The following is a 13,821-nucleotide window of genomic DNA, read 5'->3' on the forward strand; positions in this document are numbered from 1 at the left end:
AAAATGAATGCAGGATTACAAGTAGGAACCTTAAAAGGTTCCCTAAAAGCTCTGTTGTCTTTTCGAAAAGCAGTAATTGGAATTGGTTTATCATTTCTAATGCTGATTAGTATTCATGCTTTTGCACAAAATGTTACTCTAAAGGAACAAAACTCAAGCATTGAACGCGTCCTTGAAAAGATAAAAAAGGAGCATGGATTGGATTTCATTGGCGATATGAACCTATTTAAAAGAGCCAAACCCGTGTCTATTCAAGTAGAGAACAGACCAGTTCAAGAAGTCTTGAATCAGTTAAGCAAAGGCCAACCTTTTGAACTGATTCTTAGTAAAAAAACCATTTATTTAAAAGAGAAGCAACAATTAGGGAACAGAAATGAAGGCCCTAAAGGAAGCTATTTTACATTGGTGGGTACTGTTACTGATGCTAACAATAAACCGATTGAAGGAGTTACTGTAAAATTAATGAACTCCTCCAATTGGGCGAGTGTCACCAGTGACGATGGTTCTTATGCCGTTGAAGCATTTGATAATTCCCAAATTCATTTCAGCATGCAAGGCTTCGAATCTGTTACGGTAAATGTGGCTGGAAAAAGACACATTAATGTGCAGTTGAAAGAAAGAAATATTGCCATTGAAGAGACCGTAATTACTGGGTATTCCCGCAGATCAAAAGAATCTTATACTGGGGCTTCAACGACAATAACACGTAAGGATTTAGAGAAATTTAATAATAGAAACATTCTTAGTGTTATCGAAAGTTTAGATCCTTCATTTAAGATACATGAAAACAATGCTCAAGGATCCAATCCTAATAACATTGCCGATATCACTGTTCGGGGACAAAACATGGTGTCTGGATCAAGTCTAGGTTCTAGTGAAAGAGGTCGTTATGCTGTCAACTCTCCATTGGTAATTATTGATGGATTTGAATCGAGTATGGAACGCTTATACGATATGGATCCCAACCGTATTGAATCCATTTCTATTTTAAAAGATGCTACAGCAACTGCTCTTTATGGATCTAGAGGTGCAAACGGTGTTTTGGTTCTAGAAACACGCTTGCCTAAAGATGGTAAGTTTACCATCTCCTATTCACAGCAGCCTTCTACTTCTATAGTTGATCTATCTGACTACAACTTAATGAATGCGATGCAGAAGTTGGAATACGAGAAGCTTTCAGGATTGTACCACAGTGAATCGACCAATACCTTGCTAAACTTGCAGTCCATTTACCAACATCGCTATCAGGAAGCAGCAGCTGGTGTAAATACCGATTGGATTCATCAACCTGTTCAATCTAAGACTTCTCTTGCACACAGTATTCGTGTTGAAGGGGGTAATGATCGCGTGCGTTATAGCATTGATGGAAACTATGGCGATACGAAAGGGGTAATGAAAGAGTCTGGAAGACAACGTGCAGGAGCCGGATTTAACTTACTATACCGTATTGCAAATAAGTTATCCTTTAGAAATTTAGCCTCCTTTTCGAATGTTAAAGCTTATAACTCCCCTTATGGAGAGTTAAGCGCATATTCCAGAATTAACCCTTATTACCGTATTTATAATGAAGCCGGAGAATTGAATAAGGTTTATAATCTAGAGTTTTATGCAATGAACGGTGATTATGAATTAGTGTATAATCCTTTATATGATGCTGGTTTGCCTTCTGTTGATGAGTCTAATTCTACTGTTATTAGCAATAACTTAAACTTAGAGTACTATATATTACCGGAATTGAGAGTTGTTGCATCAGGTATGATTTCTAAAAATTTTGGTAAATCAGAGATGTTCCGTTCTCCGAATCATTCGGCATATTATGAAACTGCAGACATTACCCAAAGAGGCGTGTATTCTTACGGCGGTGCAGATGGATATAGTATGTTAGGAAATCTGAATGTAAACTATGGTAAAACCTTTGGCAAGCATATTCTAAGCCTTATGGCTAATACAGAGATTAAATCCACTAACCAAAACAGTACTGGATATTCTGTAATTGGCTTTATGGATGATGATTTTATATCACCAAAAATGGCTGCTCGTCCAGGTAATACCAATCCTACATATACAAATCTTGTGAATCGTTTAATGGGCGTTATGCTCAATGGAACATACAACTATGATAATCGTGTTATTCTAGAAGGAACTTATCGTTTAGATGGATCATCTGCTTTTGGAAAGGACAATAGATTCACTAGCTTTTGGTCTACAGGTCTTGCATATAATTTGCACCGGGAGAAATTTATGGAAAACTCTGGTATTAATATGTTACGCCTATTTGGAAACTACGGTGTTTCAGGGGCCGATTCCTTCAGTCCAGGTATGACCTCAACTTCCTATGAAATCAGAAGTAGTAACTTGTATTATCAGCAGGTAGGTTTCTTGTATTCTGGAGAAGGAAATCACCAATTAAAATGGCCGCAAATTTATTCCTTGAGTGCTGGTATTGAAGGAGCATTGTTTAATAGCCGTTTGAATGTAAAATTGAATGCCTATCATAAGTTAACCAAGAATATGGTATCGGAAATTACTGTTGCACCGTCCTTAGGCCTGAACAACAATACATATTTCGAGAATATGGGTGAGGTGACGAATAAGGGTATTGAAGCCTATATCAACTTGGAAGCCTATAGAAATAGCGAAAAAGGATTTTCTTGGTTCATCAATGCTTCTGGCGCTCGTAACATCAATAAGCTAACTAAAATATCAGAAGCATTAAAGGATTTAAATGAGCAAAACAATAATGACTGGGGCGTAGGTTCTGTACCACAGACACCATATTACCAAGAAGGAGAGTCCCTAGATAATATCAAAGGTGTATTGTCTTTAGGAATTGATCCTGCCACAGGTAAGGAAGTATATCAGAAGTTAGATGGTTCTCCAACTTTTGTATGGTCAACAAGTGATCTTCGCGTATTAGCTAACGGTGCCCCTAAATTGAATGGAACTATTGGAACTACAATTAACTATAAGGGATTCTCTTTACAGGGTATTTTATACTATGTCTTAGGACAACATGTCTACAACTCTACTCTAGTTGATAAAGTGGAGTCTGTAGAGCCGAAATACAATGTCGATTTAAGGGTATTAACAGATCGTTGGAAAAACCCTGGAGACCAAACATTCTTTAAGGATATTGCCGACAGAACTCATACACAATTGACAAGCCGATTCTTGCAAAAAGAGAATACTTTAAGATTGGCATCTTTAAACTTAAACTATGATTTCAGCAAAGAATTTGTTTCTAAATTGAAACTACAACGTCTTCGTTTAAACGCCTCAACAAATGACCTTTTCCGTTTCAGTACTATTCGAATGGAAAGAGGAACCAGTTACCCATTTTCACGTAGTATTAACTTTGGTATTTACCTAGAATATTAAACCTGATATGAAAAAATTAATCATATATACACTTTTATTGCTTGGTTTTTCCAGCTGTAATAAGTTTTTGGATGTAAAACCTGATGATCAAGTATATGAAGAAGAAGTGTTCAGTAATGAACGTGGTTTTACAAAAGCATTGACCGGGGTTTATCGAGCAATGACCTCAGATGGATTATATGGAAGATCGCTTAAATATGGGGTAATGGATCTAATGGTTGGTTATTGGAATGTTCCAACCGATGATAATGTCGCTAACGACTTTAAAAATTACCGTTATAATAATGCCTCCGCAAGAGGTCAGATTGATGCCATGTGGTCAGGGCTTTATAATGCGATTCACCAAACCAATATTATTATTTCCTATTTACCTAATATAGAAGGCAAACCGAATTATAATATTATTGCTGGTGAGGCTTATGGATTAAGAGGTTATCTTCACATGGAATTGCTGAAACTATTTGGGCCAGTGATTTCGCAAGAAGGGATAAATGCTATTGCAATCCCTTACTATTTAACCCCAACACGTAAACCCGAAAAATATAAAACCGCAAAAGAGACTTTAGATTTAATTGAAGCTGATTTACAAAAGGCTGGAGAATTATTAAGAGAAGATCCTATCATCAAAATTGGACGTACGGGTAATCAAAATAACCCTAATATTGGTGATTACAGTGCTTTGTTGGATCGCCGTGGTATTCGTATGAACTACTATGCTGTAAAAGGTCTATTGGCTAGAAAATCATTGTTAGCGGGAGATTCTCAAGTTGCTTATGATCGAGCGATGGAGGTTATCAATGAATTGAAGGAAACAGAAGCAATACGATTTGTCACCTTTGATGATATTTACGATGATCATAAGGATCTTCGTTTTACACCCGAAAATCTTTTTGCTGTATATGATAACCGTTCTTACTTAAACTTTTCGACAGACTTTGTAAATAGCTATGGTTATTCAGTAGCTTATGAAAACAATTTGGATAGAATTTATGAATCCGGTACAGGCTCACCTTATGATATGCGGTTTATGTGGGGAATTGATGGTGTATCTGAAGAGTACTTTGTGAAATTCTTTGCTCCAGAAAGTGAAATTAATCCCGAACAAGTAAATCATGCTTCTCATGAGCTTCAATTAATGAATCTTCCTGAACTGTATTTTATTGCATCTGAGGCGAAGATTGAAGATAATTTGGAGGAAGCGGTAAGTTTACTACAAGAATTCCGAGCAGCACGAGGGATTTACGATGATATTCCAAATTCTAGCAAAGCAGAGGTTCAACAAGCTTTAATCGATGAAGTTCGTCGGGAATATATTGGTGAGGGGTTTTTGTTTAGCTTTTATAAACGTAAATACTTGCCTATACCTGTAACAGGGAAGATTGTTCAGCCAAGCTTGGCGATTTATAAATTCCCAGTTCCATTAAATGAAGATTTATACAATCCAAAACCTTAAGATGATGAAAGCAAGATTTTTGACCGTATTTGTGTTGGTGTTTACCACCATGTTTGGATGTAAACAAGAGGAAGATTTAATTCCATATGATACTTCCAAAACCTATATCTTTTTTAATGATTTTAATTTAGATGGCGGAACAACCAATTATATCAATGAGAAGAGCGTGTCTTTTGCATTCCATGAAATGGATGTAAAAACCATCCGTGTGGGAATTCCTGTCGGGATAATCGGTATGCCTTTGGACCAAGACAAAGAATACTCCGTAATAGTGGATGAAAAGGAAACAACCCTTTCAAAAGACCTATACCAGATAGAAAAACCAGTTTTTCATAAAGGCTTGATTAATGACAGTTTATTTGTCATTCTTCATAAAAAGGCTGATATGAACGACAACTCCTATGCTTTGAAGCTAACATTACAGGAAAATGATCAGTTTTTATTAGGGATTTCAAAGACCCTAAGCATGAAACTAAATGTTTCAAATAAGTTAGAAGAACCGAGTTGGTGGGAAGATTATTCCCAATTTTTTGGTCCATTTTATTCCGAAGTTTATCAACAATGGATATTAACTTATCATAAGGGCGCTGATCCTACACCTGATACATCAGGGGAAAGATTTGTTTATTATTGGGACAATATGCCAGGTTACTTTAGAGACCTGCCGAATGATAAGCCAATTCTCTATAATCATATTTTGATTGTAAAGAAATACTTTCAGGACCATGTGGTTTATCCAAATGGGGATACCAGCCAACCACGTATTTTATTACCTTAAATCTTAATTTATTATGAAGTCTACATATGTTTTTTGTCTTTATATAACGCTGTTATTCATGGCTTCTTGTTCTAAGGATCAAGGAAATTATGATTACACGGAAGTAAATAAATTGGTGGTAGTAGATACCGCCGGAGAGCCAATCAATAGGCAAGAATTTGAGGTCGCTGAAGGAGAAGATATAACAATTGAAGTACAGGCAAAAGGTACTTTGCCAGACTTTGACCCTGCCACTGTGAAATATGTATGGGCAGTTGATAAAGATACAGTAGGTACAGGATCAAAAGTAACGCTCAAAGCAAGTCAATTTGTTGCCGGATCAAATAATGTCAAATTATATGCAACTGACCCGACAACAAATCTGGAATACCTGAATGTCTTTTCTCTTTTTGTTAGTAAAACAGTATCCAAAGGTTTTTTTGTATTGACCAAGGATAATGATCTTAATAGTATTTTATATATCAAGTCAAGTAGAAAACCTAATTCGAACTGGTTTCGATTAACAAGTTTAGGCAATGAGAATCCTCATGCTTTAGGAAAAAATCCAGTAGCGATAGATTTAAAATCTAGATACCGTGTTTACGATGGCTTCACAGTTGTAACCAAAGATGGTGCTAATCCTATTATGACGGTTGACCTTCCAAGCATGGAACCTTATGCTATTGTTAATGGAACAGGCACTTCAGTGAGTGGAGGGGATTTACATCCTACATTTTTCAAAATGGGTTATTCTGCAATCAATGGTACTGGATTTATTTTAGACAATGGTCGTGTCCGTAGAGTTTCGGAAGGATATTTATGGCCAGAAGCCATTAGAGGAGTCGCCAAATATGATTTTGGAAAGAATGGAATTTGCTATGATGACTTTAATGCTAATGGTAATGCTGGTCGATTCCTGATGGGTTATGATAAGATAAGCAAGCGTATTTTGTTCTTTGAGAGTGCGAGACAGCGGTTCAATTTTGACCAAATTTCAGAAAACTTAAGTACCGAACCTTTGGGAGACATGGAGGTAGTTGGTGCTGGTCCAGATGCTTTTGGTACAACAGGTGGATTGATATATGGTTTAATTCTTAGAAAGGGCGATGTGGTATACAATTACTCCACTTCAGGGAATTACAATGCCGATCGGAAGTTTGAATTTACCAAACTGAAAGAAAATGCCAAAGCTAGCATACCAGGAATTGAAAAAGCAGTAAGCTTCAATTATGACAAATGGGCTAGGATGTATTATTATGCCATTGGTAGAACCTTATACCGTTTCCCGTTTTTCAGTGTTAGCCCACTGCCTTTCTTTACCCTCCCTGAAGATGGAACTGGTAATATCGTTGCTTGGTCTTTTGACAGAGATGAAAGTGGTGGTCACAAGCACGTTGGAATAGCCACCTTCAATCCAAGTGCAAAGGAAGAGAAGAAAGGCTCTTTCTATCATTATTCCATAAAATCAGATGGTTCTGGTAATCCACTCACCCTGGTGTCAAAGAGCCTCTACCAAATAGATGAAGCAGTGTCGATTGCTTTAGGAGTTGAATAATTAAATAAAAACTTGCCAAGTGCAATAAAGAAGATCAATATGAATAAAATAATAAAAGGCCTATTGTTGGGTTTATTAGCCGTTCCAACGCTTGGTTTTGCCCAGGACGGAGGCACCTATTTATTAAAAGGAAATGCCCCAAAGGAATTGAAAAAAGTTTATCTGCTTTACTATGACTATACAACAGATGAACAAGTTATTGATTCCACAGAGGTTAAAGATGGACAGTTTTCCTTCAATGGTGAAATTGATGGAACTAGCTATGCAGGATTGATATTTAGAAAGAACTTCAAAGATGAACAAACTTCCGTTATTTCGGATTTCTGGTTCTACCTAAGCTCTGGTCAGACTATTATTGATACTAGCCAAGGGGCTGGTAAAATACTGTCTGGTGATAAAGGGGCTCAGGAATACATAGCCTTTTCTGAGGAACGCAATAAAATAAGAGATAATTTCAATACGCCAGCATACAAAGCTTATGATGATAAGATCGAAAGCTTGGAAGAACAAATTAATCAGTTGAGAGCTGAGCGTGATCAAAAGTTCGGGAAGTGGGAAAACTTGTTTGATGAAGCACAATTAAAATTTATTGAAACGCATCCAAATAGTAGTTTAAGTATACAGTTTTTAGAATCAATGGTAAGTGTTGAGACGGTTAATGATAGAGTAAAGAACCTATTTAATGCGCTAAATCCAGAGCTTAAAAAAAGCGCCAAAGGGAAGAAGCTTCAAAACATCTTTAATGCATCCAATTTTACTATAGGCTCCATTGCACCTGATTTTGAACAGCCTGATGAAAATGGAAAGATGGTAAAATTATCTGATTTCCGTGGTAAATATGTTTTAGTAGACTTTTGGGCATCTTGGTGTGTGCCATGTAGAAAAGAAAATCCAAATGTGGTTAAGGCATTCCAAGCCTATAAGGATAAAGGCTTCACCATACTTGGTGTGTCCTTAGATGATAAAAAAGAGAACTGGTTAAAAGCGATTAAAGATGATGGATTGAACTGGACAAATGTTTCTGATTTAAAAGGCTGGAGAAATGCAGCGGCACAACTGTTCGCCATTAATGCAGTACCATCAAACATGATTCTATCTCCAGAAGGAAAGATTATTGCTAAGGATTTAAGAGGAGAGGATTTGGAGAAATTCTTAATGGAAAACCTAAAATAACTAATACTGATAATTATAGTTTGTTGTTAATATAATTCCACAAAGGAGCTGCCGATTCGGTGGTTCCTTTTTTTTATGATGTCATGTCAGTAAGGATTTAGGCTATATTTTGATTGGATTAAGATCTGGCGGCCAAATTTATTTAACCTCCTGGAGGAAATAAATTTGACCGTTTTTAAAAAATGGAAATAGTCCCATTATTTTACATTCTACCCATGAATTCCAGACCTTTATTATTCATCCTGTTTTTATGCTACGGTGTTTTTAGCTTTCTCTGAGCTAATTACTTTTTAATAAATTCCTTAATTAAAGACACAGGTACTGATTGCCTAACAACCATCTGTAAGCTCTTCTGCTCTTCTTGATAATAATAAAATGAAAGGGTTTGGGAAACCATGCCTATAATATTTCCTTTATTGTCAAAAATAGGCCCCCCACTTGAACCTCCTGCATAGTCTGCTGATAATTCCATTTTTCTACTATATACATCATCTCCATCTTGTGTCATACGGTTAACCATACCCTCACTAAAGTAATAGAGGTATGCTTTCGGATGGGCAATGATATAGGCATGCTCTCCAGTTTCTAAGTCATCGCCTAATGGAAATGCTTTAATCTTTTTGCCTCCTGTATTGGCTTTGATAATAGCTACATCAGCCTTCTTGTCGTAGGTGCAAACAGAATCAATACTCAACATATTACCATCATAATCGGCAAGGAAATAGACCACGCTGCGGTCTACCTTACTAGAATCACCTGATCCTACGTCCCATAACTCTGCCATATGCTGATTAATTAAAAAATGTCCTTCCTCAGATACAGGAAATGCTGTAGAAACATTGTCGATTGTGTTTTTGCCATTCCTTGGATTGACAAATACCTTAACAAATCGATAAACATCTGGACGGTTTTGTTTGTAGATCTCTTTTGGACTAAGTACTTTTTTCTTTGCAGGCAAGGTCTTCAGGTCAATTTTTCTACGACTACGGTTCAAATGCACCGTTTCATATACCTTGGAATAGTCCGCAAACTTAAAAGCTGGGGATTGTACCTGGTAAACAAGTTTCATGAATAAAGCCTCTTCATCAATATAATCCGCAGTCTGGGCCTGAACAAATAACGGAAGTACTAAAAAGATTAACAGATATTTTTTCATCATCATAATTTAACGTAATAAAATATAAGACGACTCAATTCACAAATTGTCCCTATTTACAATTAATATGATCTAAATCTCTTCAGGACTTAAATGACTCACTTAAGCTAGTTTATGCTTTTAAGTGTTCGAAAGGGCCAGTAATAATTAACGTAAAATAAAAAATACACAATCGATTGATAACTATTGTGAACTTCATTTAAGCTCTTGTCTATCGAATAAGTTAGACATATAGGTAGTTTTTGCGTCTAAAGCTTTTTACATTTGTCTTAACCTAAAACAAGTTTTATGAATAAAAAAATTGCCCATTCCATTTGTTATGGTCTGTTTATGCTAGGTTTTCCTGCAGCACTATTTGCACAGGCAATTCCTGTTACCAAACAATTAAATGGATTTGCATATGGCCAATTCAATGCCCCAAGTGGAAAAGAATGGGAGTCTCCAGAAGACCTTTCCTTAAACAAAGAGCTTCCACATGCCTATCATTTTTCTTTTAACGATGTTGCTTCGGCACGTAAAGTTTTACCAGAGAACTCTAGTAATTGGAAAAGTTTGGATGGTACTTGGAAATTCAACTGGGTAAAAAGCCCAGAAGAAAGACCTAAGGATTTTTATCAAGACGGCTACAATACCAGTTCTTGGGATGACGTGCCTGTACCTATGAGTTGGAATATTCTTGGTATACAGAAAGATGGTTCTTTAAAATATGGGGTGCCAATTTATGTCAATCAACAGGTTATTTTTAAACATGCTGTTCAAGTAGATGACTGGCGTGGTGGAGTGATGCGTACGCCTCCTCAAAACTGGACTACTTTTACTTACCGAAATGAGGTAGGTTCTTATAAACGTACATTTACCATTCCTAAGGATTGGAAAGGGAAAGAGGTCTACATCAATTTCGATGGGGTAGATTCTTTCTTTTACTTATGGATAAATGGAAAATATGTGGGCTTTTCCAAGAACTCACGTAACTTAGCTTCTTTTGATATTAGTACCTATCTGAAAGAAGGGGCAGAGAATACCGTCGCTGTTGAAGTTTATCGTAATTCTGATGGTTCTTTCCTAGAAGCGCAAGACATGTTCCGCTTACCAGGAATATTCCGCACTGTTTCCCTAACGGCAAAACCGAAAGTGCAAATTAGAAATCTTGTAGCTATCCCTGATTTAGATGAAAATTACAAAAACGCTACGTTGAAAGTTACTGCAGAAGTAAAGAACAGCAACGGTAAAGCAGTTAAGGGCTATAAAATTCGTTATAGCTTATACGAGAATGAACTGTACAGTGATGCTTCTAAACGATATGACGCCATAGATCTTCGTCGATCAGTAGATCCAATTGCGGGGAACTCTTCAGTCACAGTGGAACAAAGCTTAAAAGTTGATGCTCCAAAGAAATGGTCAGCCGAAGAACCCAACAGATATACCTTGGTAGCCGAGCTATTAGACAATAAAAATCGTGTATTAGAGGTGGTATCTAGCTACATTGGTTTCCGTGAAGTGGAGCTGAAAGATACCAAAGCCGAGGATGATGAGTTTGGACTGGCAGGTAGATATTTCTACGTCAATGGAAAGACAGTTAAATTAAAAGGGGTAAATCGTCATGAAACTAACCCTGAAAAAGGAAAAGTAATCAGCCGGGAACAGATGGAAAAGGAAATTATCCTAATGAAACAAGCGAATATCAACCATGTTCGTAATTCTCATTATCCTGATGATCCTTACTGGTATTACTTATGCGATAAATATGGAATCTACCTAGAGGATGAAGCCAATGTGGAGAGCCATCAATATTATTATGGTGATGCTTCGCTATCTCATCCAAAGGAGTGGGAGAATGCTCATGTGGCGAGGAATGTGGAGATGGTGCATGCTACTATTAACCACCCATCCATTGTGATCTGGTCTTTAGGAAATGAAGCTGGTCCAGGGAAAAACTTTGTAGCGGCATACAATGCCATCAAAAAGATTGATCTTTCCCGTCCGGTTCAATATGAAAGAAATAACAGCATTGTCGATATCGGTTCTAACCAATACCCTTCTATTGATTGGGTTCGTGGTGCAGTAAAGGGCAAGTATAACTTAAAATATCCTTTCCACATCTCTGAATATGCACACTCCATGGGTAATGCAGCAGGGAACCTAATCGATTATTGGGAGGCAATGGAGTCTACCAACTTTTTTATGGGTGGAGCTATATGGGATTGGATCGATCAGTCCATGTATTATTACGATAAAACAACGGGAGAGAAGTTCTTAGCCTATGGAGGTGATTTTGGTGATAAACCAAATGACGGAACCTTTGTGATGAATGGTTTGATATTTGCCGACTTAACTCCAAAGCCTCAATACTATGAGGTAAGAAAGGTCTATCAAAATGTAGGGGTTAAAGCCATCAATATCCAAGCAGGAGAAATCGATATTTTTAATAAAAACTACTTCAATAGCTTGGCAGATTATACCGTTAAATGGTCTTTATGGAAAGATGGTAAACAAGTCGACCAAGGACAATTACCTGCAGCTTTTGGTGCTTCAATAGCGCCAAGAACACATAAAACCGTTCAATTGCCAATTCAAGCAAGTCGATTAGAAGCTCAATCGGAATACTTTGTGAAGGTTCAATTTGCTCATACTGCAGATAAATTATGGGCTAAAGAAGGTGATGTTCAAATGGAAGAGCAATTGTTGGTTAAAACAGCGCAACAAGTACCAACTGTTGCTAGCCTTGCTAAGGGTTCAAAATTGACTTCGACTATTGAAAACAACTTACAAATCATCAAAGGTGATGGTTTTGAGGTTAAATTCAATCAACAGAATGGAACCATTCATCAATTGCGTTATCAAAATGAGGATGTTATTCGAGCAGGAGAAGGACCGCAATTGGATGCATTACGTGCTCCGCTTGACAACGACAACTGGGCTTATCAACAATGGTTTGAAAAAGGATTACATCAATTAAATCATCGAGTAACTTCTAAGAATTCTTACCAGCGCGCGGATGGAGCATGGGTATTATCCTTCAATGTTACTTCGCAAGCAGCAAATGGTAGCACTATCCGAGGAGGAAGTTCTGGTAACTATACCCTAGATGATCATAAGGATCGACCGTTTTCAGACGAAGACTTTAAATTCAGCAGTAATTATGTATGGACAGTATATCCTGATGGTTCCGTGGAATTAGAAAGTAGTATTACGTCCAATAATAGTTCAGTGGTGTTGCCTCATATTGGCTTCCGTATGACTGTGCCGGAAAATTATTCTAATTACCAATATTATGGTCGTGGACCTATCAATAACTTTGCTGACCGTAAGACGGGTCAATTTATAGAACAATATAGTTCGGCAGTAAAGGATCAAATGGTTGCTTGGCCTAAACCACAATCCACAGGCAATAGGGAAGAGGTTCGTTGGTGTGCATTGACCAATAATGCAGGAAGCGGATTGGTATTCGTAGCTAAAGATCAATTTTCAGCTTCTGCGCTTCCCTGGACTGAACTTGAAATGACTTTGGCACCACATGGCTATCAACTACCAAAAAGTAGCGGTACACAGCTTTATTTAATGGCTAGCGTAACGGGTCTTGGTGGAAACAGCTGTGGTCAAGGTCCTCCATTGGAGAAAGACCGTGTGAAAGCAAATGGTCATGACTTTGGCTTTATTATTCGTCCGGTTAAAGGAAAAAATGCAGCACAACAAGCTAAGGTAGCTGTTGCAGGGGATATGCCATTATCAATGAGCCGCGACCGTAAAGGGAATGTAGAAGTTCGCTCGCAACTCAACAACGCGAAGATCATGGTTCAAGTCAACAGAAATAAACCTGTACCTTATACTGAAGCTATTGCACTTCGTGATGGAGGTACTGTAAAGGCATGGTATGTAGGCAATGATAAGTTGGCAACCAGCATGGACTTCCCGAAAATTGAAGCAATTCCAATGCTGATCAAATCCGTTTCCAGTCAAGAAGTTGGCGAGGGCAATGCGGAACATCTTTTGGATGGAGATCCTTCGACCATTTGGCATACCATGTATTCAGTCACTGTGGCGCAATATCCGCATTGGATTGATTTTGATGCCGGTGATGCGAAAACCATGAAAGGCTTCACTTATTTGCCTCGTCAAGATGGTAGCAATGGACATATTAAAGGATATTCTGTTCAAGTGAGTATGGATGGTCAGAATTGGTCTGAACCAATTGCAGAAGGGGAGTTTGACAAGAGTAGAACGCTAAAAACAGTGAACTTTAGTAAACCTGCTTTGGGACGCTATATTCGTTTTACAGCACTAAGCTCCCAGAATGGTCAAGATTTTGCCTCAGGTGCAGAGTTTACTGTGAAATAAACAGCAATTGTTTC

At 37.5% G+C, this 13,821-nt stretch carries 7 protein-coding genes; 6 read left to right on the forward strand and 1 reads right to left on the reverse strand.

The annotated features are described in order from the left end of the window. Positions 1-3: 3 nt before the first annotated feature. Genes ACP6L2_RS13950 through ACP6L2_RS13970 form a run of 5 tightly spaced genes read left to right on the forward strand, consistent with a single transcriptional unit; the run spans position 4 to position 8,316 of the window. Entirely contained in the window at positions 4-3,378 is a 3,375-nt protein-coding gene (locus tag ACP6L2_RS13950; protein WP_440509947.1) for a SusC/RagA family TonB-linked outer membrane protein, read from the forward strand. Between the two features lie 7 nt (positions 3,379-3,385). Beyond that, complete coding sequence (locus ACP6L2_RS13955) at positions 3,386-4,831, forward strand: RagB/SusD family nutrient uptake outer membrane protein (protein WP_440509948.1); 1,446 nt, start codon at positions 3,386-3,388, stop codon at positions 4,829-4,831. 4 nt (positions 4,832-4,835) lie between these two features. Further along, positions 4,836-5,609 (forward strand): DUF4843 domain-containing protein, encoded by a 774-nt coding sequence (locus ACP6L2_RS13960; RefSeq protein WP_440509949.1) that lies wholly within the window; start codon positions 4,836-4,838, stop codon positions 5,607-5,609. A 58-nt stretch (positions 5,610-5,667) separates the two neighbouring features. After that, the gene (locus ACP6L2_RS13965; protein ID WP_440509950.1) at positions 5,668-7,143 is read left to right on the forward strand and encodes a PKD-like family lipoprotein; all 1,476 of its coding nucleotides are present in this window, start codon (positions 5,668-5,670) and stop codon (positions 7,141-7,143) included. Between the two features lie 39 nt (positions 7,144-7,182). Beyond that, positions 7,183-8,316, forward strand: a complete 1,134-nt coding sequence (locus tag ACP6L2_RS13970) for a redoxin domain-containing protein (protein ID WP_440509951.1) — start codon at positions 7,183-7,185, stop codon at positions 8,314-8,316. A 283-nt stretch (positions 8,317-8,599) separates the two neighbouring features. Here the strand turns inward: ACP6L2_RS13970 and ACP6L2_RS13975 are convergent, their stop codons facing one another. Then, positions 8,600-9,472: a S1 family peptidase gene (locus ACP6L2_RS13975; RefSeq protein WP_440509952.1), complete on the reverse strand. Its 873-nt coding sequence runs from the start codon at positions 9,470-9,472 to the stop codon at positions 8,600-8,602. Positions 9,473-9,760: 288 nt separating this feature from the next. Between ACP6L2_RS13975 and ACP6L2_RS13980 the strand changes: the two genes are divergently transcribed. Next, on the forward strand, positions 9,761-13,807 hold the full coding sequence (locus ACP6L2_RS13980; protein ID WP_440509953.1) for a glycoside hydrolase family 2 TIM barrel-domain containing protein: 4,047 nt from the start codon (positions 9,761-9,763) through the stop codon (positions 13,805-13,807). Positions 13,808-13,821: the final 14 nt, after the last annotated feature.

Origin of the sequence: Sphingobacterium lactis, assembly GCF_051951495.1 — a bacterium.
Classification (GTDB): domain Bacteria; phylum Bacteroidota; class Bacteroidia; order Sphingobacteriales; family Sphingobacteriaceae; genus Sphingobacterium; species Sphingobacterium lactis_A.

What these genes read in the sequence shown, in the direction of transcription:
- ACP6L2_RS13950 (WP_440509947.1), top strand. Translation starts at nt 4, where the DNA reads ATGAATGCAGGATTACAAGTAGGAACCTTAAAAGGTTCCCTAAAAGCT.
- ACP6L2_RS13955 (WP_440509948.1), top strand. Translation starts at nt 3,386, where the DNA reads ATGAAAAAATTAATCATATATACACTTTTATTGCTTGGTTTTTCCAGC.
- ACP6L2_RS13960 (WP_440509949.1), top strand. Translation starts at nt 4,836, where the DNA reads ATGAAAGCAAGATTTTTGACCGTATTTGTGTTGGTGTTTACCACCATG.
- ACP6L2_RS13965 (WP_440509950.1), top strand. Translation starts at nt 5,668, where the DNA reads ATGGCTTCTTGTTCTAAGGATCAAGGAAATTATGATTACACGGAAGTA.
- ACP6L2_RS13970 (WP_440509951.1), top strand. Translation starts at nt 7,183, where the DNA reads ATGAATAAAATAATAAAAGGCCTATTGTTGGGTTTATTAGCCGTTCCA.
- ACP6L2_RS13975 (WP_440509952.1), bottom strand. Translation starts at nt 9,472, where the DNA reads ATGAAAAAATATCTGTTAATCTTTTTAGTACTTCCGTTATTTGTTCAG.
- ACP6L2_RS13980 (WP_440509953.1), top strand. Translation starts at nt 9,761, where the DNA reads ATGAATAAAAAAATTGCCCATTCCATTTGTTATGGTCTGTTTATGCTA.